The sequence below is a fragment of the Flavobacterium sp. KKT103 genome (assembly GCF_055640565.1).
This window is the reverse complement of record NZ_CM145766.1, coordinates 2,114,911-2,141,370: the sequence shown is the minus strand read 5'-3', so window position 1 is coordinate 2,141,370 and position 26,460 is coordinate 2,114,911. Positions and strand designations below refer to the sequence as shown.

General features: G+C 34.2%; 22 protein-coding genes, 1 tRNA gene and 1 rRNA gene. 16 read left to right on the top strand and 8 right to left on the bottom strand.

Features of this window, described 5'->3' with window-relative positions; translation table 11 throughout:
• Nucleotides 1-38: 38 nt before the first annotated feature.
• The 14 genes from ACZ2G0_RS09250 (at nt 39) to ACZ2G0_RS09185 (ending at nt 17,145) form a co-directional block, all read left to right on the top strand.
• Nucleotides 39-3,098, top strand: a complete 3,060-nt coding sequence (locus tag ACZ2G0_RS09250; RefSeq protein WP_470307379.1) for a SusC/RagA family TonB-linked outer membrane protein — start codon at nt 39-41, stop codon at nt 3,096-3,098.
• Between the two features lie 16 nt (nt 3,099-3,114).
• Nucleotides 3,115-4,383 (top strand): RagB/SusD family nutrient uptake outer membrane protein, encoded by a 1,269-nt coding sequence (locus ACZ2G0_RS09245; RefSeq protein ID WP_470307378.1) that lies wholly within the window; start codon nt 3,115-3,117, stop codon nt 4,381-4,383.
• Between the two features lie 60 nt (nt 4,384-4,443).
• Nucleotides 4,444-5,256, top strand: a complete 813-nt coding sequence (murQ, locus tag ACZ2G0_RS09240; RefSeq protein WP_470307377.1) for an N-acetylmuramic acid 6-phosphate etherase — start codon at nt 4,444-4,446, stop codon at nt 5,254-5,256.
• A gap of 26 nt (nt 5,257-5,282) precedes the next feature.
• Nucleotides 5,283-6,791, top strand: a complete 1,509-nt coding sequence (locus ACZ2G0_RS09235; protein ID WP_470307376.1) for a sodium:solute symporter — start codon at nt 5,283-5,285, stop codon at nt 6,789-6,791.
• Between the two features lie 48 nt (nt 6,792-6,839).
• A complete protein-coding gene (locus ACZ2G0_RS09230) occupies nt 6,840-8,048 on the top strand; it encodes an anhydro-N-acetylmuramic acid kinase (RefSeq protein WP_470307375.1) in 1,209 nt (402 codons plus the stop codon).
• Between the two features lie 36 nt (nt 8,049-8,084).
• Nucleotides 8,085-9,347 (top strand): acyltransferase family protein, encoded by a 1,263-nt coding sequence (locus tag ACZ2G0_RS09225; protein WP_470307374.1) that lies wholly within the window; start codon nt 8,085-8,087, stop codon nt 9,345-9,347.
• A 161-nt stretch (nt 9,348-9,508) separates the two neighbouring features.
• Nucleotides 9,509-11,089, top strand: a complete 1,581-nt coding sequence (locus tag ACZ2G0_RS09220; RefSeq protein ID WP_470307373.1) for a glycoside hydrolase family 10-like protein — start codon at nt 9,509-9,511, stop codon at nt 11,087-11,089.
• On the top strand, nt 11,073-12,353 hold the full coding sequence (locus ACZ2G0_RS09215) for an MFS transporter (protein ID WP_470307372.1): 1,281 nt from the start codon (nt 11,073-11,075) through the stop codon (nt 12,351-12,353). The genes ACZ2G0_RS09220 and ACZ2G0_RS09215 overlap by 17 nt, the downstream gene beginning before the upstream one ends.
• A gap of 26 nt (nt 12,354-12,379) precedes the next feature.
• On the top strand, nt 12,380-13,981 hold the full coding sequence (locus ACZ2G0_RS09210) for a glycoside hydrolase family 3 protein (protein ID WP_470307371.1): 1,602 nt from the start codon (nt 12,380-12,382) through the stop codon (nt 13,979-13,981).
• Nucleotides 13,982-14,163: 182 nt separating this feature from the next.
• Nucleotides 14,164-14,802 (top strand): peroxiredoxin, encoded by a 639-nt coding sequence (locus ACZ2G0_RS09205; protein WP_470307370.1) that lies wholly within the window; start codon nt 14,164-14,166, stop codon nt 14,800-14,802.
• A 136-nt stretch (nt 14,803-14,938) separates the two neighbouring features.
• Nucleotides 14,939-15,247, top strand: a complete 309-nt coding sequence (locus ACZ2G0_RS09200; RefSeq protein WP_470307369.1) for a thioredoxin family protein — start codon at nt 14,939-14,941, stop codon at nt 15,245-15,247.
• Between the two features lie 119 nt (nt 15,248-15,366).
• Nucleotides 15,367-15,624, top strand: coding sequence for a DUF6952 family protein (locus ACZ2G0_RS09195; RefSeq protein ID WP_470307368.1), 258 nt, complete (start codon nt 15,367-15,369; stop codon nt 15,622-15,624).
• 197 nt (nt 15,625-15,821) lie between these two features.
• On the top strand, nt 15,822-16,169 hold the full coding sequence (locus ACZ2G0_RS09190; protein ID WP_470307361.1) for an ISAon1 family transposase N-terminal region protein: 348 nt from the start codon (nt 15,822-15,824) through the stop codon (nt 16,167-16,169).
• A complete protein-coding gene (locus ACZ2G0_RS09185) occupies nt 16,162-17,145 on the top strand; it encodes an ISAon1 family transposase (RefSeq protein WP_470309839.1) in 984 nt (327 codons plus the stop codon). The genes ACZ2G0_RS09190 and ACZ2G0_RS09185 overlap by 8 nt, the downstream gene beginning before the upstream one ends.
• Before the next feature lie 184 nt (nt 17,146-17,329).
• On the opposite strand, the gene ACZ2G0_RS09180 is transcribed toward ACZ2G0_RS09185, so the two are convergent.
• The 7 genes from ACZ2G0_RS09180 to tpx all read right to left on the bottom strand — a co-directional run bounded on the left by ACZ2G0_RS09180 (nt 17,330) and on the right by tpx (nt 24,166).
• A tRNA-Ser gene (locus ACZ2G0_RS09180) sits at nt 17,330-17,414 on the bottom strand.
• 168 nt (nt 17,415-17,582) lie between these two features.
• Complete coding sequence (ribB, locus tag ACZ2G0_RS09175) at nt 17,583-18,716, bottom strand: 3,4-dihydroxy-2-butanone-4-phosphate synthase (RefSeq protein WP_470307367.1); 1,134 nt, start codon at nt 18,714-18,716, stop codon at nt 17,583-17,585.
• 4 nt (nt 18,717-18,720) lie between these two features.
• Nucleotides 18,721-20,157, bottom strand: a complete 1,437-nt coding sequence (locus ACZ2G0_RS09170; RefSeq protein ID WP_470307366.1) for an LptF/LptG family permease — start codon at nt 20,155-20,157, stop codon at nt 18,721-18,723.
• An 8-nt stretch (nt 20,158-20,165) separates the two neighbouring features.
• Entirely contained in the window at nt 20,166-20,807 is a 642-nt protein-coding gene (lolA1, locus tag ACZ2G0_RS09165; RefSeq protein WP_470307365.1) for an outer membrane lipoprotein periplasmic chaperone LolA1, read from the bottom strand.
• A gap of 4 nt (nt 20,808-20,811) precedes the next feature.
• Entirely contained in the window at nt 20,812-23,259 is a 2,448-nt protein-coding gene (locus ACZ2G0_RS09160) for a DNA translocase FtsK (protein ID WP_470307364.1), read from the bottom strand.
• An 18-nt stretch (nt 23,260-23,277) separates the two neighbouring features.
• On the bottom strand, nt 23,278-23,658 hold the full coding sequence (locus tag ACZ2G0_RS09155) for a diacylglycerol kinase (protein WP_470307363.1): 381 nt from the start codon (nt 23,656-23,658) through the stop codon (nt 23,278-23,280).
• A 10-nt stretch (nt 23,659-23,668) separates the two neighbouring features.
• Nucleotides 23,669-24,166, bottom strand: a complete 498-nt coding sequence (gene tpx, locus ACZ2G0_RS09150; protein WP_470307362.1) for a thiol peroxidase — start codon at nt 24,164-24,166, stop codon at nt 23,669-23,671.
• Nucleotides 24,167-24,745: 579 nt separating this feature from the next.
• Here tpx and ACZ2G0_RS09145 point away from each other — a divergent pair.
• Together ACZ2G0_RS09145 and ACZ2G0_RS09140 are read left to right on the top strand one after the other, a co-directional pair.
• The gene (locus tag ACZ2G0_RS09145) at nt 24,746-25,093 is read left to right on the top strand and encodes an ISAon1 family transposase N-terminal region protein (RefSeq protein ID WP_470307361.1); all 348 of its coding nucleotides are present in this window, start codon (nt 24,746-24,748) and stop codon (nt 25,091-25,093) included.
• On the top strand, nt 25,086-26,069 hold the full coding sequence (locus ACZ2G0_RS09140) for an ISAon1 family transposase (RefSeq protein WP_470309839.1): 984 nt from the start codon (nt 25,086-25,088) through the stop codon (nt 26,067-26,069). Before ACZ2G0_RS09145 ends, ACZ2G0_RS09140 begins: the two co-directional genes overlap by 8 nt.
• A gap of 120 nt (nt 26,070-26,189) precedes the next feature.
• Here ACZ2G0_RS09140 and rrf read toward each other — a convergent pair.
• Nucleotides 26,190-26,299, bottom strand: a 5S ribosomal RNA gene (gene rrf / locus ACZ2G0_RS09135).
• Nucleotides 26,300-26,460 lie beyond the last annotated feature (161 nt).

Below are 26,460 nucleotides of genomic sequence, written 5' to 3'. Positions count from 1 at the left end.
ACATTTGTTTACTAACCATTAACATAAACCAAATAATTATGAAAAAATTATTCCTGATTTCATTGTTGTTTTTTTTAGTTCAATCCTCTTTTGCACAAACAAAAACAATTTCTGGAACTGTAAAAAACAAAGCCGATGGAATACCAATTCCGGGCGTTACAGTCCTAATTAAAGGCTCCACCAAGAGTTCAATAACTGATTTAGATGGTAACTATACCATTAGCGGTACAAGTGGAGATATACTAATCTTTAGTTACATTGGATTTGAAACTAAGCAGCTAAAATTAGCTGATAAAAACAACAATTATAATATTGTTCTATCTGAGGAACTAAATACTTTGAATGAAGTAGTTGTTCTTGGTTCTACTGTCAGAGTAACTAGGAAAGAGCTTGGAAATGCAGTTACAAGCTTAAAAGCAGAGGGGCTTAATAAAGCCAAACCTGTAGACATATCATCCGCTTTGCAAGGTAAAATTGCAGGAGCTCAAGTGTCTCAAAACTCTGGAGATCCCGCTGGTGGTTTTTCTATTAAACTTAGAGGTACTTCATCAATATTAGGTTCATCAGATCCTTTATATGTTATAGACGGAGTTGTTTTGAATAACGCGACGACCAACTTAACAAATCTAAATGTAAGTAAAGGAAATTCAAACCTTCAAATAGGTCAAAATAGATCTTCAGATATTAACCCTAATGATATTGAAAGTATCGAAATATTGAACGGTGGTGCTGCGGCTGCAATTTATGGTTCCCGCGCTGCGAACGGTGTAATTTTAATATCTACTAAAAAAGGTAAAGCTGGAGACACTAAATATACATTCTCTACAAGTCTCACCTCTAGTAGTTTACGAAAAAAATTAGATGTAAATATGTCTGACAAACAATTCGTAAACTCCTCTACTGCTTTATTTCCTATTCAAGGTCAAGCAGCTAGTCCAACAACCGTGCTAGTAGCAGGTAGAAACCTTGAAACACAAACCATTTCAGGAATTAAAAGATACGATTACCAAGATGATATTTTTACAACTGGAATCGGAACGGATACTTACTTCTCTCTACGAGGAGGAGATGAGAAAACAAAGTACTTTTCTTCTATTGGTTATTTGAAAAATGAAGGAATTGTAAAAAATACCGATTTTTCTCGTTTAGGAGCAAAAATAAGATTGCAACACGAATTTAGTGATAAATTATCTGCATCTATTGGATTAAATTACATAACCTCTAATTCAAATGAAAAGCCTGATGGAAATGTTTTTTGGAGCCCTATTAACTCCATAACAATAACTAATAACATCTATGATATTAATCAGCGTAATTCAAATGGCGATTTATTAGCAGTCGATCCAAATAGAGTCAATCCGTTATCCGTAATTGAAACTTTTAAGATTACACAAAAAACTGACCGTATGGTTTCAGACGTTCAATTAAACTTTAAACCATTTAAAAATTTTAATGCTGATTTCATCTTTGGTTTAGACAATTACAATCAAAAAGGAAAAGTATTTATTCCAAGATATCCTTACTCGCCTGTTAACGGAACTTATTTTAATGATGGATACGTTTCTGAAGCGACAAATAGAGTAGTTCAATTTAACAATGACCTTAACCTTAGGTATTTATGGAACATCAATAAAGATTTAAAACTTACTTCATTCGCTGGATACAACGTCCAAACTTACAGAGATCAGCTGTTTGCTATTGAAGGTAGAGATTTAAAGCCATTTGTTGAAACCATCAATGCATTTAACACCTTATTACCTGGATCTCCAAATGCTGGAGAATCAAAATACAATTTATGGGGTTATTACGTTCAAGAAACGTTTGGTTTTAAAGACAAACTTTTCTTAACTGTAGCGGGAAGACAAGACGCTTCTACGGTTTTTTCTAAAGAAAATCGCTCTCAATTTTATCCTAAAGTGAGTGCTAGTTACGTACTATCTGATGAGAAATTCATGCAAGATTCACCAGTAAGCTCTGCTCGATTACGTGCATCATGGGGAGAGTCTGGAAGTTTAACTGCGATTACTCCTTATGCTAGATTCACTAATTATGCCACGGGTAATCTAATTGGAAACACCTCATTTACTCTTGAAGGCTTTAAAAAAGGTAACCTAGATTTACGTCCCGAAAAAAGTTCTACCTATGAAATAGGTGCTGACTTAGGATTTTTAAATGATCGCATAAACCTATCATTTAGCTATTACAATGCTGACATCAAGGACTTATTGTTACCAGTGCAGTTAGCTAGCTCTACAGGTTCAACTAATACTATCCAAAATATTGGAGAAATGAATAATAAAGGTTTGGAAATTGGTTTACGTTATGATGTTATTAAAAAACAAGATTTGAATCTTGATGTCTATGTGAACTATAGCCAAAACAGAAACAAGGTTACTGGCTTGCCGCAGCAAAGATTTAAATTAGATAGTAATCCATCTGGAGCGCCTGTTTTTGTTGAAAGAGGACAGCCGATAGGAATCTATTATGGAACATACTATGCTCGCAATAATGATGGTAGTTTTTTATTAACACCTGAAGGGTATCCTCAGGTAGAAAAAGGTAACGCAACAACCGGAGTTGCAACTAGAGATGCATCAGGTCAACCAACTGGTACGATTCTAAATAAACAAATAGGAAATCCTAATCCAGATTATATTATCTCATTTGGTTTGAATTTGAATTACAAAAAGTTTGGAATGTCTGTTTTATTTGATGGTGTTCAAGGTGTAGATGTATTTGATGCAGATTACAGAACTCGTCAAGGAGTGGGTAGTGGAACATTAGTTGAACAAGAACTTAATGGCGAATTACCTAGAGGTTATATTTGGTCAATTTACGGAATCGAAGAGTTTAGAGTTGTTGATGGAAGTTACATTAAATTAAGAGAAGTTTCGTTTAACTATTCTTTTGGAAAATTGAATTCCTTTTTTGATGATTTAACGATCAGTGCAAGTGGACGAAACTTGTATTCATGGGATAAATTCACAAGTTTTGATCCAGAGACCAATTCAGGAGGTCAGTCATCAGTAGCCAAATATAATTTTGGAACTGTGCCAATTCCAAGATCATTCTCTCTTGCATTAAAATTTCAATTCTAATTTTAAAACAAACAAAATGAAAAAAATATTTATTTCAATGTTAGCTATGGGTTTATTATTCACGTCGTGTAATGATGAATTCCTAGACCCTACTCTACCCTCTCAAGAAGCTGTTTTAAGTACTCGAGGCGGACTTATAGGAGCAGCAAACGGTTTGCAGCAATTATGGTCGACTACAAGGCTAAGTCCAGTATACACTATAATTACCGCAAATGGATTTACTACAAATGAACTAAGACTAATTAACGCCGGTAATGCAGATGAAGGCGAACTATCTATTGGTGGTGTGTCCTTAACCTCAAAAAATGCACTTACAAACAATCTCTGGTCTCAATGTTTAGTGATAAATTCTGAATCACAAAAAATAATAGATAATATAAATGTGATGACTGTTGAAAGTGAAAAAGCAAGTATCTACGTGCATGCATCAATTTTCAAAGCTTTGGCGCTGGGTACATTGATTCAGTTTTATGAAAGAGTACCAATACAAACAATGTCAAACTCACCATTTAATTCTAGAGCCGAAGTATTAGCAGAAACAATTGCAACATTAAAAGCAACAGAGCCTTACCTTACTAATGCCAATGGTTTTACAGGATTAATTTCGAGTATAAAATACAAGAATACCGTAAACGCTCTTTTAGCTCGCTTTTATATGATGGCAGGTGAATTAGATAATGCTTTAACGTTCGCCAATTTAGTCGACTTGTCATCAAAATCAACCTTTACTTATGATGCTGTAAGCAATAACCCAATTGCTTTTAATTCGATATTAACGAACAACGTATACCAACCTTTAGATCGCACCTTTGGTTTGCCAAGTAGTTTAGCTCCTGTCACTAATGATGGACGTATTAACTTTTATATCACTACAGGCTCAAATCCTACAACAGCTGCTGGTTTTTTTAATTCAAACACTATTGCAATTCCAGTATATCTACCAGGTGAGATAACTTTGATCAAAGCCGAAGTTTATGCACGAAAAACACCAAACATGTTAACTGATTCAAAAACAGAATTAGATAAAGTTTTGACAAAAACAGCATCAAATGATGCTTTTGGAATTGGGGCAAACTTACCAGCGTATACAGGTACAATGAATCAAGCAAGCTTATTGACAGAAATATACAGAAATAGATGCATTGAGTTATTTATGTCTGGTTTAAAGTTAGAAGACAGTAGACGATTTAGTCGTCCAGCAAGTGAAAGAAACAGAACGTATTACCCATACCCTGATTCTGAAAGGTTTAACAATACAAATACACCTGCAGACCCTGCTAATTAAAAATAAAAACAAACGAGGTATCTATCCCAATTATTTACCTCGTTTTTATTAAAATCAAAGATGGAAGAAAAAAGACCCGATACTGAACAAAACTCTCATTACTCTAATTTAGAAAAAATGAGCGTTAAAGAAATTTTAATTGGTATTAATGCAGAGGATAAAAAAGTTGCCGAAATAATTGATGAGCAAATTCCTCAAATTGAAAAAATAACGAAGGCTATTGTTTCAAAAATGAAATTAGGTGGTCGATTATTTTACATTGGTGCTGGTACTTCAGGAAGGATAGGTGTTTTAGACGCCTCTGAATGTCCTCCCACATTTGGTGTCTCTCATGAATTAGTTATCGGAATTATCGCTGGTGGAGATTCAGCTATTCGTAAAGCAGTAGAAAATGCCGAAGATGATTTTAATCAGGCTTGGATAGATTTACAAAAACACAGCATAACTAGTGCTGATTTTATAATTGGAATTGCAGCATCTGGAAACACTCCATATGTAATTGGTGGCTTGAAAAAAGCACGAGAAAATAATATTGCAACAGGAAGTATATCGTGTAACAACGACAGTTTAATCTCAAAAGAAGCTGACTTTCCTATTGAAATTGTTGTAGGCCCCGAGTTTTTAACTGGTAGTACACGAATGAAAGCAGGAACCTCACAAAAATTAGTTTTAAATATGATCTCTACAGCCGTTATGATTCAACTAGGAAAAGTACACGGAAATAAAATGGTAGACATGCAACTGTCTAATAAAAAACTTGTAGAAAGAGGAATTAAAATGGTGATGGACGAATTAAATATTGATAAATCTATTGCCGAAAAATTATTATTAGAACACAAAAGTGTGAGAGCAGCAATACTTGCCTATAAATAATTTTCAAAATTGTAAAAAAAATATAAATGACTCCATCGATAATTCTAATTCTTTTCATTTCCTATTTCGCAATTTTATTCTTTATTTCTCATGCTGTCAGTAAAAATGACGGAGGAAATGACGCTTTTTTCAAAGCTAATAAAGATTCTAAATGGTACTTGGTCGCTTTTGGAATGATCGGCACAGCGCTTTCTGGCGTTACTTTCATATCCGTTCCGGGAGAAGTTGGTTCACCAAATGGAGAACAATTTAAGTACTTTCAATTTATTGTAGGTAATGCAATTGGTTTTATAATTGTCGCAAAGCTCCTTCTACCACTTTATTATCGAATGAATTTGACTTCGATATACGGGTATATTGAAAAAAGAATGGGGGTTTACAGTTACAAAACAGCTACATCAATTTTTTTAGTTAGTCGAACTATTTCTTCTGCTTTCAGGTTATATCTCGTGGTAATCGTACTGCAACGCTACGTTTTCGATTATTATAATATTCCATTTGCTGTTACTGTTCTTATCTCTTTACTCTTGATTTTTTCCTATACCTACAGAGGCGGATTGAAAACAATAATAATTACAGATACTTTACAAACATTTTTCCTAGTAACATCCGTTTTCCTAACTATTTTTTTCATTTGTGATAGCCTTAATTTAAATGGAATTCAAGCTTTCAATGAAATAAAAGATAGCAATTATTCGAAGATATTCTTCTTTGAGGACTTTCTTACCAGTAAATACCACTTTGCTAAGCAAGTCCTTGGAGGAATATTTGTAACCTTAGCTATGGTGGGACTTGATCAAGACTTAATGCAAAAAAACCTTAGCTGCAAAAATATTGGTGAGGCGCAAAAAAACATGTTCACCTTTACAGGTATTTTTGTAATTATCAACATATTTTTTCTCAGCGTAGGTGCATTGCTTTACATTTATGCTTCTAAAAACAATATCGCGATTCCGCTAGATTTTGTAACAAACAAACCAAGAACTGACTTGCTTTTCCCTGAGATAGCTTTAAATAATCTTACCATAATACCTGCCGTCATTTTTTTACTAGGACTAATCGCAGCAACATTTGCTACGACTGATTCTGCATTAACGGCATTAACTACTTCGTTTTGCGTTGATTTTCTTGGAATGGATAAAATAGAAAATAGTAATAAAAAAAACATGGTAAGAACAAGACATTTTATACACTTGGGTTTTTCAGCTCTTATTTTCTTGGTTATTATTGTATTTAATTCTTTGAATGACAGCTCCGTTGTAGGTATGATTTTTAAAGTAGCTTCCTATACTTATGGTCCTTTATTAGGATTGTACACTTTTGGTCTATTTTTAAAATCAAAAAAAGTGAATGATAAATTAGTCCCATTTGTATGTTTACTAGCACCATTATTCACTTATATCATCAATGAAAACTCACAAACTTTATTGTTTGGGTATGTATTTGATAATGAATTAATAATTCTAAACACCTTGATCACCTTTCTTGGTCTATATGCCATAAGTAAAAGCACAACTGAAAATTACCAGTTTTAGCTTCACATATATTGCCACTGTAGTTCTTGCAACGTTTAAAATGAACTTATGAATACAAACATAGAATCCCTATACGCTATTGCCAATAAACCTGTTCGCAAAATTATAGGTTTAATGTCTGGAACCTCGTTAGATGGTCTCGATATTGCCTTGTGTGAAATCTCAGGCTCGGGAAGCAAGACTCAACTTGTGGTGACTCATTTTGAAACAATTGATTACTCCGAAGACATTAAACTTGAAATACGAGCTGTTTTTGCAAAAAAAAACATTGACTTTCAACATTTAGCATTGCTGAATGAATGGATTGGATTAATACATGCCGAAAAAATAAATTACGCCCTTCAAAAATGGAAAGTAAATTGTGAAGAAGTAGATATCGTAGCATCTCATGGTCAAACTGTTATGCATATACCTAAAACACTTCATGGACTCAATAAATTCCCAAACGCTACTTTACAAATTGGAGATGGAGATCATCTTGCAGTAAAAACAGGAATTATAACAATATCCGATTTTAGACAAAAACATTTGGCTGCCGGAGGAGAGGGCGCTCCTTTAGCAGTTTATGGTGATTATTTTCTTTTTGGAAAGAAAGGAGAAGAGAGAATAATGCTGAATTTAGGAGGTATTGCAAACTTTACATATTTACCCGCTACCATGAATACAGCAGATGTTTTTGTAACAGACACTGGGACAGGAAACACTCTTATTGACGCTTTTACAAGACTATATTTTCCTAATATAGGGTACGATAAAGATGCTGAAATTGCAAAAAATGGGACGATCAACCAACCACTTCTAAGTCAGCTAAAATCAGATTCATTTTTTAAAAATTCATTCCCAAAAACGACTGGTCCTGAATTATTTAATGTAGAATATGTCAATAAAGCACTACTAAAGACTAATACCCAAAAAATAGCTATCGAAGATCTATTAGCTACTCTCACACGTTTTAGTGCTGAAACAATTGCAGAGGCGATTCAGTTCAAAGTAAAAATATTAAATTTAAAACTATCACACTTCACTATCTATCTTTCAGGCGGAGGGACACATAACCCTTTACTTATAAAATACTTACAAGCTTTACTCCCTTGTTTATTTAAAACAACAGATGAGCTAGGAATAGCAGGAGACGCAAAAGAAGCTGTATTGTTTGCAGTATTAGCGAATGAAACTTTGTGCGGAGGAGCGCAAGAGTTTGAGGGTATAAATGGAATACCATCTGTTTCAATGGGTAAGATATCCTTTCCAAGATAATTTTTTTTTTTTTTTGCAAATATCAAAACACCATCAATGAAAAATGAAAGAGTAATTGCAGTCGATGTTTTAAGAGGAATGACGGTGCTCTTAATGATTGTTGTTAATAACCCTGGAAACTGGAATGCAGTTTACGCTCCCTTGTTACATGCAAAGTGGCATGGCTGTACTCCTACTGATTTGGTCTTCCCTACTTTTATCTTTGTTTTAGGAATAGCCATTCCCTTAGCTTTACCAGATAAAATATGGAATGCAGCAACTTTTATAAAAATAATGACACGCTCAATACGAATTATATGTCTGGGATTATTCTTGAATTTTTTCAATAAAATTTCAATTCTATCAGATAATGAAATAATCTTGCTATTCATTCGACTACTAATTACAATAATAGTAGGATATGCCTTATTAGGTAACTTTAGACCACAACTCAAGTTAACATTAGCGATGCTGTTACTTACTATATTTTTATTTTTAGCCCATAGTAATTCATTGAACTTTAATGATGTCCGTTTACCTGGAGTACTACAGCGTATAGGAATTGTTTACTTTTTTGCTTCATTAATCTATTTAACTACATCTTTTAAACAGCAAATTACGATCGTCTTAACTATATTGGTTGGTTATTGGGCACTGATGACTTTTGTACCTGTACCTTTTGTTGATACTGCTAATTACAACGAAGGAACAAATATAGCTTCTTGGCTAGATAACATGCTTTTGCAAGGACACATGTACCCCGTAACCAAAACTTGGGACCCAGAAGGCATTTTAACTACCCTACCCGCGATAGCAACTGCATTAATTGGAATAATTACAAGTGCACTTTTATTAGCTAAAGAAAAAAAGATTTACAATATGCTACTTTGGGCAGGACTGCTAATTGGTACTGGATTATTATGGTCCTTTTATTTCCCACTAAATAAAGCGCTCTGGACAAGCTCTTACGTTTTATATACTAGCGGAATAGCTTTGCTTATTTTAACTATTATTCATTATTTAATTGAGGTAAAAGGTTTAAAAAAATCATTTTACTTTTTTTTAATTTGGGGGGTAAATCCAATGATTGTTTTTTTTCTCTCGGGTATTATTCCGCGGGCACTTGGCATGATCACAGTAGTTAATCCTAGTATTCAAAGCCAAAATATAGGTGTTTTACAATACTGCTATCAGCAGGGACTGATTCCGTATTTTACTTATGAAAAAAACGCCTCGTTAACCTACGCTTTAATTTTTGTTATCTTTTGGTCAACTTTACTATGGTTTTTTACTGTAAAAAAAATATTTATAAAAGTATAACATTGAACAGTTAATAATTAAAATAGAGAGTAATACGTTTTTTATTCAAAAAAAATTTTGGCAACAAAATTGCAATGGTAATTTCACAAAAACATTATTTTAGTTATTGCCAATAAACTTGGTCAAAAAAACTATTTTTGATACCTATAAAATTCCAAAACATGAATCGAACAAAATCCCTTCTCTTAGTTCTTTCTAGCTTACTTCTCCTTTTTACCAAAGGAAATGCGCAAGAACAATTTAGTGCACACCCAAAGAATGAATTTAGAGCCGTTTGGATTGCGACTGTTGCTAATATTGATTGGCCAACCACCAATACCGATGCTGTCGAAAAACAACAAAAAGATTTTATAGCTATTTTAGATACCTACAAAAAATTAAATTACAACGCAGTTATTGTTCAAATTCGAAGTGCCGGCGATGCCATGTACCCTACTAATTTAGCACCTTGGTCTAAGTACTTGACTGGAAAACAAGGACTAGCTCCGTTTCCTTTTTACGATCCGTTGGATTGGATGATTACGGAGGCACACGATCGCGGTTTTGAATTTCATGCTTGGTTAAATCCCTACAGAGCAACCATGGATATGAATACAGCACCACTGAGCCCAAGTCATGATGTGAACTTACATCCGGACTGGATGATCAAATACGGAGGTAAATACTATTACAATCCGGCCTTACCCGAAGTGCAAAGTCATTTAATGAACATCGTGGATGAAGTGGTGACTAAATATGATATTGATGCGATTCACTTTGACGATTATTTTTATCCGTACCGCATTACAGGAGAGAATTTTAACGATACCGAATCCTATAAAAAATATGGTAAAGGATTAAAATTAGAGGATTGGCGTAGAGACAATGTGAATACCTATGTTAGAAACACCTACAATTCAATCAAAAAAATAAAGCCTTGGGTTCAATTCGGAATCAGTCCGTTTGGGGTTTGGAGAAACAAATCAGTAGATCCGCGAGGTTCTGACACGCAGGCGGGACAAACGAACTATGATGATTTGTTCGCTGATCCAATGGCTTGGATGGAAGATAATTATATCGATTACATTTTGCCACAATTGTATTGGAGTATTGACCACCGTACTGCTTCTTATGCCAAATTAATCAAGTGGTGGTCTGAAAATTCTAAGAACACAGCCGTATATATCGGAAATGGAACGTACAAAATCAATGCTGATTCTGATAAAAAATGGTTTAATCCCAAAGAGATTCCTAATCAAATTGATTTGACTAGAAGTTATGCAAATATCAATGGAAATGCGTTTTTTAGTGCTAAATGGTTTGTCAACAAAAACAAAGCTGTAACAGATTTACTTTTGCAACAGCAATATAAATATCCTGCATTGCCTTATGTAGTTCCTAATTCTAGAAAATTAATGGCCGAAATCCCAACGGTATGTGACATCAAAACCGCTGTTGATACGGCCTTGGTAACCCTAACTTTCCCAACCAAAGACAAGGTGCGTTATGTCATGGTTTATGGTGTAAAAAACAACAGTAAAGTAGACATTAACAATCCTAGTTTTATACTTAACAAAATCGCTTTCAAAGAAAAAAGAGACACTATAAGTATTGCGCTACCCAAACTATATTTAGAGAAAAACAACAGTTGTGCCCTTACTTTTATCGATTATTATGGTAATGAAAGTCAGCCTACATTTGTAAGTAATCAACCCGAAATCAAAACCAACCAAAGCGCCATAAAAAATGAAAACAGACAATAGACCCTGGTACTGGATACCTATTTTAAGCTTTGCTTCTGGCTTACCTTATGCTATTATAATTTCAGTTTCGGTAATCATGTATAAAAATCTGGGTATCAATAATGAAGATATCGGTATTTACACAAGTTTACTGTACCTTCCTTGGGTGATAAAACCACTTTGGAGTCCATTTATTGACTTGTATTCTACAAAACGAAAATGGTTTTTAGCGATGCAATTTCTAATCGCAATTTCCTTTTTAATTGTAGGACTAACCATCCCACTGAATCATTTTTTCGTTGTTAGTTTGGCTATTTTTTGGGTTGCAGCATTTGCGTCAGCCTCAAATGATGTAGCAAGCGATGGCTTTTATTTAATAGCTTTAGAGAAAGAACAACAATCCTTTTTCTTGGGAATCCGTAGTACGTTTTACCGCCTATCGATGCTTACAGGAAACGGTTTAATTGTCATCATTGGTGGCTACCTTGAACAGCAATATGGCGACAAACAAAAGGCTTGGTCATACACCATGATAATTGTAGGTTTATTTATGGCGGCTATTACTATTTATAATTACTTCACAGCGCCTCGCAGCGAAACAACTAATGTAAAAGAGCTAGATACCGAAGGATCAAAAAAGAGTTTTACTGCAGTTTTTGCTAGTTTTTTCCAAAAAAAGCAAATTGGTCTAGCCTTGGCGTTTATCCTTCTTTTTAGGCTTGGAGAATCGCAATTATTAAAAATGCTAACTCCTTTTTTAATTGATGACATAGCAGTGGGCGGGATGGGTCTAACTACCCAAGACGTGGGGATTATTTATGGAACATTTGGAGTTATCGCTTTAACAGTAGGTGGGATTTTTGGTGGAATCGCTATCTCTCGCGATGGTTTAGGCAAGTGGATGTTACCTATGTTTTTAGCCATGCACTTACCTATTATCGGATTTGTTTTGCTATCTCACTTTCATCCATCTTCTGTTTATTACATCTATGCAACGGTCATTGCAGAGCAGTTTGGTTATGGTTTTGGATTTGCTGCCTTTATGATGTACCTCATTTATATTGCCGAAGGCGAGTCAAAAACATCCCATTACGCTTTAGCCACTGGATTTATGGCATTAGGAATGATGCTACCCGGAATGATAAGCGGTTATATTCAGGAATACCTTGGTTACGGTAACTTTTTTATCTGGGTATTTTTGGCGACCATTCCAGGATTACTACTCTCTCGATTTTTGATTTTCCCAAAGGATTTTGGTAAAAAATCAGCAGCCATCAAAAAATAAATTTATTTCAACTTGTTTGCATAAGTATGACATTAGAACAAAAAATTGGGCAATTCTTTTTTCCTGCAGTTTTCATCAATGATTCAGAAGAAAACATTCAAGCAATGGAATCCCTAATCAAAACGTATAATATTGGTGGTTTAACCTTTTTTCATAGTCGCGCTAGTGCCGCAACCAATTATGAAGGTCAAAAGAAAATCACTTTTAATTCTGATAGCTTCTCCCGTTTAAAGGAACTTGTTGAGCGATATCAAAAGTGTGCTTCCACACCTTTATTAATGAGTATCGATGCCGAATGGGGTTTAGCCATGCGCGTAGAAAATACACCACAGTATCCCTACGCCATTACACTTGGTGCACTACCACAAAACAAGAAAAACCTAGTTTATCAGGTAGGAAAACAAATAGGAACTGATTTAAGAGCAGCAGGGATAAACTACAATTTAGCTCCCCTTGCCGACATTAATAATAATCCGAATAATCCCGTCATTGGGTATCGTTCGTTTGGAGAAAACAAACAAAATGTAACTGATTGCGCTCTCGAATATTTACGGGGATTGACGGATGCAGGCGTAATTGGCTGCTTGAAGCATTTTCCTGGTCATGGAAACACCAATGTTGACTCGCATTTGGGATTACCCATTTTAGAAGAAAACGCAGCACAATTGCTAGAGAACGAACTGTATCCCTTTATCAAAGCAATCGAAAACAACGTAGATTCCATTATGATAGGCCATCTCGCTGTGCCTAAAATGCATGCTGGAGCCAATACCTCTGCTACACTCTCCAAGGTCGTAATTGAAGATCTTTTGCGAAAGCAATTAAAATTTAAAGGTTTGGTTATCTCTGACGCCTTGAACATGCACAGCGTTTCTAAACTATATTCCATCAAGGGACAACTCGAATGGACCGCTTTTGATGCAGGCAACGATATTTTGTGTTTTGCCGAAAACGTACCCGAAGGCATTGCTGCAATCTTAAAAAATGCGCGACCAGAACGCATTGAAGAAAGCTACAACCGAATAATAAAATGTAAAACTAAAGCGGGTTTGTTTGACACCACTCCAGAAAGTGATACCGCTTTAGATTTTAAAGCTGCAGATGATTTAAACTTGGAAATTGCGCAACATTGCATCACGAAAGTTAAAGGAGAAGCACTCGATCAAACGATTTTGGATGCATCCAAAAAAAGAACTTTAGCGACGATCAGCATCTATAAAGACAGCAATAATGCTTTTATAGAGACCTTAGATAAAAGCATTGCTTTGTCTAATTACAGTATTGCAAACGGAAAAGGATTAGACCAAAAGGCTTTGATAAAAGAATTGGCTTCCTATGACACCCTTATCATCGCACTTTTTGTCCCTAAAGCAAAACCCCTAAATAATTTTGATATTGAATCTGAAGTAATTCACTTTTTAGAGGAGCTGCTACCTTTAAAAAAATGTATTTTTCATCTCTTTGGCAATCCCTACGCTTTATCAGTTATAAAAAACTTGGTTAGCAGTCATGGCATCATTCAAGCCTATCAAGATTTCGAATCTTTTCAAATCACAGCAGCAAATAAGCTTTTAGAGGATGAAAACTATACCGGATCCCTGCCGGTTAGCATAAATTTTTACAAATAAAAAGCGATTAAAAAAGAGACTTGCACTTTAAAATAGTGTTTCACATATAGTTACTAAACCTACTAGTAGATTATAGTAAAAACCTATTAACCAATAGGTAGATTAAATGATTTATGCTTTACCAAAGGTGTTGTTTTAGACTACTTTTGCAAAAAATTAAATTAATAAAAATCATTACAATTATGTCATTAGTAGGAAAGAAATTCCCAAGTATTGCAGTAGACGCCATTTCTGAAATGGGAGACAACTTAAAAATCAATATTTTTGAAGAAGCAGTAAACAATAACAAAAAAGTACTTTTATTTTGGTATCCAAAAGATTTCACTTTTGTTTGCCCTACTGAATTACACGCTTTTCAAGCTGCTTTACCTGAATTTAACAAAAGAAATACAATTGTAATTGGTGCTTCTTGCGATACAAATGAAGTACACTTTGCTTGGTTGAACACACCAAAAAACAATGGAGGAATTGAAGGAGTTACCTACCCAATTCTTGCTGATACTAACAGAAACTTATCTAACATTCTAGGGATTTTAGACATTGACTCAACTGAGTACAGTGAAGAAACGGATTCAGTAATAATTGAAGGTTCTAACGTGACTTTTAGAGCAACATACTTAATCGATGAAACTGGAAAAATTTTCCACGAAAGTGTAAACGATATGCCATTAGGTCGTAACGTAAACGAGTACTTGCGTATGGTAGATGCTTACACCCACATCCAAGAAAAAGGAGAAGTTTGTCCTGCAAACTGGGAAGCTGGTAAAGAAGCAATGAGCGCTGACAGAAATAGTACTGCAGAATACTTAAGCTTAAACTAATAAATTTAGAGTTACAAAGTCTCAAAGTTGCAAAGCACCTGAGTAGCAGAGTTCAAAAGATTTCAAAACTTTGAGACTTTGCAACTTTTAGACCTTTAGACTCCATAAATAAACTTTTGCAACTAAATAAAAACATATGTTAATCGATTTAACCGAAGATACACTAGCAAACTTAATCAGTGAAAACAATAAGGTTGTAGTACAATATTCTGCTTCATGGTGTGGAAATTGCCGTATCATGAAACCGAAATTTAAAAAGTTAGCAACTGAAAATGAAGCTATCACTTTTGTACTTGTAGATGCTGAAAATTCTCCAGAATCAAGAAAACTAGCTAATGTAAGTAACTTACCTACTTTTGCAACTTTTGTAGATGGAAAATTAGTAAATGAGACGCAAACCAATAAACAAGAAGTTCTAATTGAATTAGTGAACGAAATTGTCTAAACCTTTTGTCTAAAGGTATTACTGCAATTCATTTGATACCATTCTTACCATTGAACAGTTATTCAAAAATGAAAAAAAAGTAACCTTTTACAAGTGTACAACTTAAATAAAATAAGAAAATGAAATTACCCGTTATTAAGCACCTAACACAATTCATCGAAGAGAATGATCAAGACTACATCATTGAAACGATTGATGTATTAGAATCTATGACTGAAATAGCTACTTTAAAGGATGAAGAACTAGATGTTATAGGCGAACTGATCTCTAACATGTATGGTGCTTTAGAAGTGCACAAATTAGTTAAAAACGGGACAGATAAGAAAGAAGCACTAAATACTTTTATGAAAAGAGTTTTAGGTTCTATCGATCAATAAGAATTTCCAATTCTACATACTACTTTAAAAACGTTCTTAGCAATAAGAGCGTTTTTTTTGTTTCCTATAGAATAAACTATTCTAATTGTTTTTGGTATTCCAGTGCCATGTAGGTACTAGACTTTTTTGGATCAGGAACAAAACCTGGGGAGGGATTTAATAAAAATATAGATATTTGCAGAGTAAAACAATAACAAATGGATTCTGTCGAACTTTTAAAATTTGTTCTTCCCGATTTTCTAGTAGATAACTTTGAAATAGTTTCTGCTCTCAATTCTGAGGAAAACCTACATCTCTATTTTGAAGAAAAATCAAAACCTCCCAAAGAGTTTGATTCTTTAGAATTAGTATCCAAAGGGTTTTTGGATGAAATTACAATTCAAGATTTTCCGCTAAGGGGTAAATTTGTTTTCTTACACATTAAACGACGTCGTTGGACAAATAAAACCAATGGCGAGATTGTTAAAAGAGATTGGCAGTTAGTTGCCAAGGGAACACGTATGACGCAAGAGTTTGCGGCTTTTTTAAAAGAAATTAATAGATAATACCGCTATTAACTGTAACACCATTGGAGGGTTCTTTGGCGTTGACGGTAAAAAACTCCAAAGGCAGTATAAAAATCACTTAAGTTCTTTTAAAACTTGGGAACCTAGAAAACATGCTCATAACTGGATTATTTACCCTGAAAATATTGGTACTCATCTCGCCATTGACGAAGTTGCCTTATCCCACGGAGAACTTTATACTATTGTCACCAATAAAGAAGCCAAAGGCAAAAAAGGATCATTAGTGGCTATTGTTGCTGGCACTAAAACAGAACAGGTTATCGAACAAGTCAGTAAAATCGACTTAAAAAAAAGACAAGAAGTTGTAGAAATCACTCTTGATATGGCAAATTCCATGAAGTTGATAGCTAAGAAATGTTTTCCAAAAGCCATACAAGTAACGGATCGCTTTCATGTACAGAAATTAGCATTAGAGGCTTTACAAGAAATCAGAATCAAGTACCGTTGGGAAGCAATGGATAGAGAGAATCAGGCAATACTAAATGCTAAATCCCAAAACAAAACACACACTCCACAACTCTTAAACAATGGTGATACCGTAAAACAGTTATTAGCCAGAAGTCGCTATTTACTATATAAATCAAAAGAAAAGTGGACGCACAACCAAGTAGAAAGAGCACAGCTTCTTTTTGAAATCTATCCTGATTTAAAAACAGCATATATTTTGTCTCAGCAACTAAGAGCCATATACAACAGTAACAACGATAAAAATGTTGCTATGCTAAAATTAGCGCATTGGTATAGAAAAGTAGAAGAATCGGGATTTAAAAACTTCAATATTGTACTTAATACGATAACAATTAACTATCAATCAATTTTAAATTACTTTGACAATCGTAGTACAAATGCTTCAGCAGAATCCTTCAATGCAAAAATAAAGGCATTTAGATCGCAATTTAGAGGCGTAAGAAAAATTGATTTTTTCCTATTTAGATTGTCTAATCTTTTTGCTTAATCCCCAACTTTTGAACTTGATCCAATTGATTTTTTCCTATTTAGATTGTCTAATCTTTTTGCTTAATCCCCAACTTTTGAACTTGATCCCTTTTGAACTTGATCCACTTTTTGTACATCGTTACTTCAGGACGGGACATATGATAAGCAAAAAACCCGAAACTTTCGTTTCGGGTTTTGTTTTGCGGAGAAAGAGGGATTCGAACCCCCGGACCTGTTACAGTCAACAGTTTTCAAGACTGCCGCATTCGACCGCTCTGCCATTTCTCCAGTGAGCGACAATCATTTGCTGATTGCGAGTGCAAATATAAGCACCTTTTTCGATTTACAAAAACAATTTAGATAAAAATTTTAGTAGTTTTTTAAACTAATTTTTAATCCTTTCATTTCCATAGATTTACTTTAAACTTATTTTTAAAATTAAATCTGGCAAAGGTATTAATAGCTGACGTATTCAGTAATTTCAAGGCCATACCCTATCATTCCAACTCTCTTTCCTTGGGTTGTATTCGAAACTAACCGAATTTTAGAAATATCAATATCATGCAATATTTGAGCTCCAATTCCGTAATCCTTGCTATCTATTATAATTTTAGGCGCCTTCATTTGACCTTCGGCCTGTAATTGCTTTAACTCCGATAGTCTATTCAATAAATTAACCGATTGCATGTCTTGATTAATAAAAATAACAGCTCCTTTACCATTCTCATTTATAATTTTGAACATATCATCTAACTGCTGATCTGCATTATTAGTTAATGTACCTAATAAATCATTATTTACTTGAGATGAATTAATTCTAGTTAAGATAGCTTCACCAGTATTCCAAGTACCCTTTGTTAGGGCAATATGAATTTGATTATTGGTGGTTTGCTCATAAGCTCGTAGGCGAAAAGTCCCAAAACGAGTTTCGATATCAAAATCGTCCTTTTTAATTATTAGACTGTCGTGCTGCATTCTGTAAGCAACAAGCGCCTCGATAGACACTAATTTTAAGTCAAATTTCTTAGCTACTTTCACCAATTCGGGTAATCGTGCCATAGAACCATCTTCGTTCATTATTTCAACAATGACCCCAGCAGACTTAAATCCTGCTAATCTTGCAAAATCAATAGCAGCCTCTGTATGACCTGTTCTACGCAAAACACCACCTTGCTTAGCAATCAACGGAAAAATATGCCCAGGGCGGGCTAAATCATGTGGTTTAGTTGCTGCATCTACTAGCGAAAGAACTGTAGCAGCACGGTCAGCTGCAGAGATACCTGTTGTAACTCCTTTCCCTTTTAAGTCTACGGAAACCGTAAAGGCAGTCTCCATCGGGTCTGTATTATTGCTAACCATAACATGTAAACCTAATTCTTTACAACGCGATTCAGTTAAAGGTGCACATATTAAACCACGACCGTGTGTTGCCATAAAATTGATCATTTCAGGAGTCACTTTCTCAGCAGCGGCTAGAAAATCTCCCTCGTTTTCACGATCTTCATCATCAACTACAATAATTATCTTTCCTTGACGGATATCTTCTATAGCTTCCTCAATAGTATTGAGTATTATTTTATCTTTAGACATTTTGTTATCTTTTTTTAAAGCGTACTAATTTTTTAAATAGTTTTTGAATCGGAGTTAAAATAACATCCATATTAATCAATCCAATATCATTTGTGGCTCTGTAGGTTAAAAGCAATGCAAGAGGCGTTAAAACTATCGACGATAGCCAAGAACCTAAAAAGGGTGATAATCCATTTTCCTGTGAAATTCTTTTTCCAAAAGTGTTAATAAAATGGAAAGAAATGAAAATTAACACAGCGAAAATAATTGGAAGACCAAGTCCACCCTTTCTAATAATTGCACCCAAAGGAGCTCCAATAAAAAACATCATAATACAAGCATAGGCTATTACAAATTTATCATAAAAAGCCAAGATATGATTGTTGATGTTTTTTTGTTTATTTTCTAAATTAACTTTAGTCGCATCCACTGAATAACTTGTACTCAGCATATTGCTGTGTGTTATCGTTAAAATCGCCAATTGTTCTTCTTTGGTATATAAAGATAAAATGTCCTTAGGCTGCTTATCTTTAAATTTCCCTTTTTTCAACGGCACAATGGTAGCAATACCGGTTCGAATATTGTTGTTTTCTGAAAAAGAAAGTACTTCCGTTTTCATATTTTTTTGCAAAGAGTCCAGCGTATAATTCAACTCTGTAATGGTAAGCATCGTATTAGAACTATTGCTGTTATTTTCGTCAACATCTACTTTATTAAGCTGTGACAGATCAATATTTAAGGTGTATTTTTTAAAAGAGCTTCGAGCAAAAGGCATTTTAACTCTATCTTCATATTTTTGCGGAACTACATCCTCATAGTAATTACCATCATTAAGGACAAGCTGCAAATTGTTCGAACTTTCATTACTAATCAGTTCCCCATTTTTTGCTTTTATAACTGTTTTACTTCCGTCTCCAATATTTGATTTTTTGTGAATAGTAACTCCAGTCAAATAACTCCCTTTGTCGCCTGATTTTTTATTTACTTTGATGTTGTAAACACCTACATCACTAAACTGACCTTCTGAAATTGCCAATGCAGGTTGAACTTGCGCTATATTTCGTCTGAAATTAATAAATTTATATTCCGCGTACGGAATCACGTTATTAGCAAAAAAAAACGCAACAATACTAAGCAGTAGAATAAAAACAGTTAGGCTGCGCATGGCTCTTTGAAGAGAAATACCCGACGATTTAATTGCTGCAAATTCATAATTTTCAGCAAGGTTACCAAAAGTCATTATAGACGCTAGTAAAATAGATAATGGAAGTACCAAAGGTATAATCCTAGGCATTGAAAAAAGCAAAAACTTTATAATCATGAAAAGATCAAGATCCTTTCCTGCCAGCTCAGCTATGAATAACCAAATAGTTTGAAGAATGAATATAAAAAACAAGATTACAAATACCGTAGCAAATGTAATCAAGAATGTTTTTAATAAGTATTTGTCTAGAATTTTCACTGATGAAATTAATCTAATTTATTGATGTAGTAATTGGAGTATTTACTTTCCACAAAAGTAAATTGATTTTTTGACAAAGGTTGATTGGTTTTGAAAGAATTAACGGTTAAAGTAGTTTTAGTACCATTTTTACCCATTTCAATCAAATTGTAAATGTGTTTGGTTTGAACATCGATTCCTAATAAGATTAGTTTTCTCTGATCTTTAGCACTATTTGGTACTAATTTAATATATTGGATTTTTCTTCCTCTCACATCTTGCACCTTATCCATATAGTACTTATAACCACTATTAAAAAAAGTCAACATCTTAGAAGGCGTAATCGCATTATCGTCATTCTCATTCACACTTGAAACGGTTACTTCTTCATCCTCTGGCACAATAGTATAAGACTTTCTACCATCAAAGATCTTAGTCACTCCCATGAAGTTCAAGACGTATTGATTGCCTTTTAAAATAACATTTCCCTTACTATCTTGGTTGATATTTTCCTTCGCGTTATTAAGCGTATATTTAAAGTCAATTACAATATTGTTGTAGCTTCTTACCTTGGTAGTCACTTGATCTAATAGCGATTTAGCTTGTTTATCTTGTGCTTGAATGGAGAAACTAAAAATAAAAATTAATGTAATTTGGATAACTTTTTTCATGATTTTAATTATTTTGTTCATTATTGAAAAATTGATCAAGAGCACTTAAATCTAAGATATTCACAGATCGCGCTTTACTTCCTTCAAAAGGACCTACAATTCCTGCCGCTTCTAATTGATCAATTAATCGACCCGCTCTATTGTACCCTAATTTAAGTTTTCTTTGAAGTAAAGATGCTGAACCTTGCTGAGCATTTACAATAATCTCGGCTGCTTCTCTAAACAAAGTATCTCTTTCTGAAATATCTATATCAAGATTGATGCCACTATCCTCGCCAACAAATTCAGGTAACAAATAAGCAGTCGCATACGCTTTTTGCGATCCAATAAAATCAGTGATTCGCTCTACTTCAGGTGTATCAATAAAGGCACATTGTACCCTCACGACATCGTTACCATTAGTATACAATAAATCTCCTCTACCTATCAGCTGATCAGCACCTTGAGTATCTAAAATAGTTCTTGAGTCAATTTTAGAAGTTACCCTAAAGGCAATTCGAGCCGGAAAGTTGGCCTTAATCAAACCTGTAATAACATTTACAGACGGTCTTTGCGTAGCAATAATAAGATGTATTCCTATCGCACGAGCCAATTGCGCTAAACGGGCGATTGGAACTTCAACTTCCTTTCCGGCGGTCATTATCAAATCTGCGAACTCATCAACAACTAAAATTATGTAAGGTAAAAAACGATGTCCGTTTTCAGGATTAAGCTTTCTTGACTTAAACTTATCATTGTACTCCTTAATATTACGAACCATCGCATCCTTCAGTAAAGAATATCGATTGTCCATTTCTACACAAAGCGAATTTAAGGTATTTACAACTTTGGCATTATCAGTGATGATCGCATCCTCTACATCGGGTAATTTAGCTAGGTAATGTCTTTCTATTTTATTAAACAAAGTCAACTCAACCTTCTTTGGATCTACCAAAACAAATTTTACTTCGGCAGGATGTTTTTTATAGAGTAACGAAGTCAAAACAGCATTCAGTCCAACCGATTTACCTTGACCCGTTGCTCCTGCCATCAATAAGTGAGGCATTTTAGCTAGATCAACGACAAAGGTCTCATTAGAAATGGTTTTTCCTAAAGCGATGGGTAACTCCATTTCGGCCTCCTGAAACTTTACAGACCCAATAACACTTTTCATCGAAACCATAGTAGGATTCTTGTTGGGAACTTCAATTCCAATTGTACCTTTTCCAGGAATAGGCGCAATAATCCTAATACCTAAAGCTGAAAGTGACAGTGCAATATCATCCTCCAAACTTTTAATTTTAGAAATACGAATTCCAGCTTCTGGAACAATTTCATACAGCGTTACAGATGGTCCAACAGTTGCTTTAATTTGGGCAATCTCTATTTTGTAGTTACGAAGTGTATCTACAATTCTATTCTTATTCTCTTCTAGTTCTTCTTGATTGATAGTAATTCCTCCTGTAGAATATTCCTTTAAAAGATCAATTGTAGGGTATTTGTAATTAGACAAATCAAGCGTAGGATCAAACAAACCAAAGTCGGAAACTAGTTTTGAAGCTAAATTTTCTTCAATAAAAACTTCTTCGGGTGCTGTTTCAACAACGAAAGAGTCTGTACTAGCAACTTCTACCTTAACTTTAGGAGCTTCTGGAACTGTTTTGAGGACAGGGTCCAAATTTATTTCTGACGAATTACTTATTGTCGGTTTTAACGCTTCTTTATTAAGTTCGAATTTAGAACTGCTATCATGCTTGTGAAGATCATCTTTCTCCTCTGATCCGTCATTTGCTACAGCAAACTCTTCCAAATTATAATTAACATTTTCTGAAGTAGCAATATCGGAGTTTTTCAAATCGGCTTTCAACTCTTTTTTAGTACTTTCAAAAAACTGTTGAATTTTCTCTGGAGAAATCTTGATTTTAAAAACCAAATAAATAATAATCCCAAACAACAACACCAAAAGCGTCCCTGTTTTACCCAAATAGTCTTGTAAAAACAAGTTCAACTCATATCCTACAACCCCACCCAATTCAGGTAAAGAACTAGCGAAAAATCCAAATAAAATCGAAACAACCACTAAAGCAAAAAGATCCCAAAACCAAATTCCCTTTAATTTTTTTGGAGCAATTCCAACCATTAAATAAATACCACTTAAAAAGAATAAGCGAACAAATAAAAAAGATGCTAAACCAAAACCTTGGTAAACTACAAGATGAGAAACGTAAGCCCCCATCTTTCCCAACCAATTCTCAACCGCTTCATTGCGATCACCAAATTCATAAACAGAATTTTGATCTAGTTGACCATGGATATAAAAAGAAACAAAAGAAACCAATAGCGCTACAGAAAATAAAACAAGTAAGGCACCACAAACCAACTTATGCTGTTTTGTAAATTCCCATGATTTTATAGTCTTTGATGTAACACCGTTACCCTTCTTTATAGGTTCCTTCTTTACTGATTTTGCCATTATTTATTTCTGGATCTTCTAAATGCCTCTGATATAGGGCACGTATATAATTAAACCAATTACAATTGCGGTCATTGCTGCAAAAAATACTGCACCAGCTGCTATATCTTTAATAAACCCAATTCGTTCGTGATAATCTGGGTGAATAAAATCTGCGATTTTTTCAATAGCTGTATTTAACCCCTCAACGCTCATTACCAAACCTATTGCTAAAATTTGAAACAGCCACTGAGTAGGAGTAATATTAAAATAAAAACCTGCAATCGAAACCAAAACTCCAAGCGAAAATTGAACCATGACACTATGCTCAGTAGTAATTAATTTCAAAGCTCCCTTATAAGCATAGCTTACACTTTTCAATCTTCCTTTAAAAAAAGAATTATCTTTTTGAAATTCCATTAAAGACAAATTAAAGTACTGCTAATGCAGCTTCATAATTAGGTTCATCAGCAATTTCACCAACCTGCTCAGTATACAATACGGTACCATCAGCATCGGTTACGATAAGAGCTCTTGAATGCAAACCCGCCAACGGACCATCTACAATTTCTAAACCATTTTTCTTTCCAAAACTACCGTTATTGAAATCAGATAAATTAACTACGTTCTCAATCCCTTCAGCACCACAAAATCGTTTTTGAGCGAATGGTAAATCCCTAGATACGCATAAAACTAAAGTATTCCCTAAATTAGCCGCCTTTTCATTAAATTTTCTAACTGATGCCGCACAAGTACCAGTATCAATACTAGGAAAAATATTAAAAACAAGCTTTTTGCCTTCAAAAGAGTGCAACGTCGCTACTGAAAGATCAGCTTGAATTAATTCAAAATCAGCCAAACGTGTACCAACCTCTGGTAAAACTCCTACTGTATGTATTGGATTTCCTCCTAATGTAATTGCTGCCATAATGTGTTTTTTTAATGAGGTTCAAAAGTATGAAATTTATTTAAGAATTAAGTTTGAGTTGGAACAAAATAGTCCGTCAATACATAAAAAGCCTACTAAAAATAACGATCGAAATAGTTAAAAAATGATATAATGCCTACTAATAAAATAATTGCCAATGTCCAGCTAAAAGTAAAAATCAGCAAAAAAGTAAAATCATGACAACACAAAGACTCTCGTATTAACTGCCAGACCTTCCTTGTATATAACGTTAATAGTAAAAAACATACCGAGCTAACTATTATTAGAAACACTTATTAACTAGCATTTTATAACAGGATTTACAGTAATACAATCATAATTAACAAGTTAGAACTATTGCCAAAATAATAACTACATCACTATTTTACATAAATTTGATATATTCCAAATTCATGGGCCTGCCGCTACTTCCACTACGTTCCAGTACCGTCGGGCTATTCGTTACAATCTTTTTTGCGGATAAAAAAGCCTCAAAAAAGGATTTTCACTGGATCAGGAACAAAACCTGGGGAGGGATTTAATAAAAATATAGATATTTGCAGAGTAAAACAATAACAAATGGATTCTGTCGAACTTTTAAAATTTGTTCTTCCCGATTTTCTAGTAGATAACTTTGAAATAGTTTCTGCTCTCAATTCTGAGGAAAACCTACATCTCTATTTTGAAGAAAAATCAAAACCTCCCAAAGAGTTTGATTCTTTAGAATTAGTATCCAAAGGGTTTTTGGATGAAATTACAATTCAAGATTTTCCGCTAAGGGGTAAATTTGTTTTCTTACACATTAAACGACGTCGTTGGACAAATAAAACCAATGGCGAGATTGTTAAAAGAGATTGGCAGTTAGTTGCCAAGGGAACACGTATGACGCAAGAGTTTGCGGCTTTTTTAAAAGAAATTAATAGATAATACCGCTATTAACTGTAACACCATTGGAGGGTTCTTTGGCGTTGACGGTAAAAAACTCCAAAGGCAGTATAAAAATCACTTAAGTTCTTTTAAAACTTGGGAACCTAGAAAACATGCTCATAACTGGATTATTTACCCTGAAAATATTGGTACTCATCTCGCCATTGACGAAGTTGCCTTATCCCACGGAGAACTTTATACTATTGTCACCAATAAAGAAGCCAAAGGCAAAAAAGGATCATTAGTGGCTATTGTTGCTGGCACTAAAACAGAACAGGTTATCGAACAAGTCAGTAAAATCGACTTAAAAAAAAGACAAGAAGTTGTAGAAATCACTCTTGATATGGCAAATTCCATGAAGTTGATAGCTAAGAAATGTTTTCCAAAAGCCATACAAGTAACGGATCGCTTTCATGTACAGAAATTAGCATTAGAGGCTTTACAAGAAATCAGAATCAAGTACCGTTGGGAAGCAATGGATAGAGAGAATCAGGCAATACTAAATGCTAAATCCCAAAACAAAACACACACTCCACAACTCTTAAACAATGGTGATACCGTAAAACAGTTATTAGCCAGAAGTCGCTATTTACTATATAAATCAAAAGAAAAGTGGACGCACAACCAAGTAGAAAGAGCACAGCTTCTTTTTGAAATCTATCCTGATTTAAAAACAGCATATATTTTGTCTCAGCAACTAAGAGCCATATACAACAGTAACAACGATAAAAATGTTGCTATGCTAAAATTAGCGCATTGGTATAGAAAAGTAGAAGAATCGGGATTTAAAAACTTCAATATTGTACTTAATACGATAACAATTAACTATCAATCAATTTTAAATTACTTTGACAATCGTAGTACAAATGCTTCAGCAGAATCCTTCAATGCAAAAATAAAGGCATTTAGATCGCAATTTAGAGGCGTAAGAAAAATTGATTTTTTCCTATTTAGATTGTCTAATCTTTTTGCTTAATCCCCAACTTTTGAACTTGATCCTTTTCACTACTATCCCTCAGCCAAAAAATGAGTTTTCACAAGAAAAATTGTTTGAAAACAAAAAACCCTGATTCTTTAGAATCAGGGTTTTTAAAAAGAAAGGCGACGACATACTCTCCCACATAACTGCAGTACCATCTGCGCAGGCGGGCTTAACTACTCTGTTCGGGATGGGAAGAGGTGAGCCCCGCCGCAATAACCACCTTAAGATTATTGTTTAAGGAGTTTAAGGTTTTTATAGTTTCAAGTTATACAACTTGTAACATTAAACTTCAAACTTTAAACGCAGCTTTGCTGCAATATCTTAACATACTGAGATAAAGAAAAAAGTATTAATCTTGACTTGCCCTGAGCGAAGTCGAAGGGAG

Coding starts and splice junctions, on each gene's coding strand:
- ACZ2G0_RS09250 (WP_470307379.1), top strand. CDS start 39: ATGAAAAAATTATTCCTGATTTCATTGTTGTTTTTTTTAGTTCAATCC.
- ACZ2G0_RS09245 (WP_470307378.1), top strand. CDS start 3,115: ATGAAAAAAATATTTATTTCAATGTTAGCTATGGGTTTATTATTCACG.
- murQ (WP_470307377.1), top strand. CDS start 4,444: ATGGAAGAAAAAAGACCCGATACTGAACAAAACTCTCATTACTCTAAT.
- ACZ2G0_RS09235 (WP_470307376.1), top strand. CDS start 5,283: ATGACTCCATCGATAATTCTAATTCTTTTCATTTCCTATTTCGCAATT.
- ACZ2G0_RS09230 (WP_470307375.1), top strand. CDS start 6,840: ATGAATACAAACATAGAATCCCTATACGCTATTGCCAATAAACCTGTT.
- ACZ2G0_RS09225 (WP_470307374.1), top strand. CDS start 8,085: ATGAAAAATGAAAGAGTAATTGCAGTCGATGTTTTAAGAGGAATGACG.
- ACZ2G0_RS09220 (WP_470307373.1), top strand. CDS start 9,509: ATGAATCGAACAAAATCCCTTCTCTTAGTTCTTTCTAGCTTACTTCTC.
- ACZ2G0_RS09215 (WP_470307372.1), top strand. CDS start 11,073: ATGAAAACAGACAATAGACCCTGGTACTGGATACCTATTTTAAGCTTT.
- ACZ2G0_RS09210 (WP_470307371.1), top strand. CDS start 12,380: ATGACATTAGAACAAAAAATTGGGCAATTCTTTTTTCCTGCAGTTTTC.
- ACZ2G0_RS09205 (WP_470307370.1), top strand. CDS start 14,164: ATGTCATTAGTAGGAAAGAAATTCCCAAGTATTGCAGTAGACGCCATT.
- ACZ2G0_RS09200 (WP_470307369.1), top strand. CDS start 14,939: ATGTTAATCGATTTAACCGAAGATACACTAGCAAACTTAATCAGTGAA.
- ACZ2G0_RS09195 (WP_470307368.1), top strand. CDS start 15,367: ATGAAATTACCCGTTATTAAGCACCTAACACAATTCATCGAAGAGAAT.
- ACZ2G0_RS09190 (WP_470307361.1), top strand. CDS start 15,822: ATGGATTCTGTCGAACTTTTAAAATTTGTTCTTCCCGATTTTCTAGTA.
- ribB (WP_470307367.1), bottom strand. CDS start 18,716: ATGTCTAAAGATAAAATAATACTCAATACTATTGAGGAAGCTATAGAA.
- lolA1 (WP_470307365.1), bottom strand. CDS start 20,807: ATGAAAAAAGTTATCCAAATTACATTAATTTTTATTTTTAGTTTCTCC.
- ACZ2G0_RS09160 (WP_470307364.1), bottom strand. CDS start 23,259: ATGGCAAAATCAGTAAAGAAGGAACCTATAAAGAAGGGTAACGGTGTT.
- ACZ2G0_RS09155 (WP_470307363.1), bottom strand. CDS start 23,658: ATGGAATTTCAAAAAGATAATTCTTTTTTTAAAGGAAGATTGAAAAGT.
- tpx (WP_470307362.1), bottom strand. CDS start 24,166: ATGGCAGCAATTACATTAGGAGGAAATCCAATACATACAGTAGGAGTT.
- ACZ2G0_RS09145 (WP_470307361.1), top strand. CDS start 24,746: ATGGATTCTGTCGAACTTTTAAAATTTGTTCTTCCCGATTTTCTAGTA.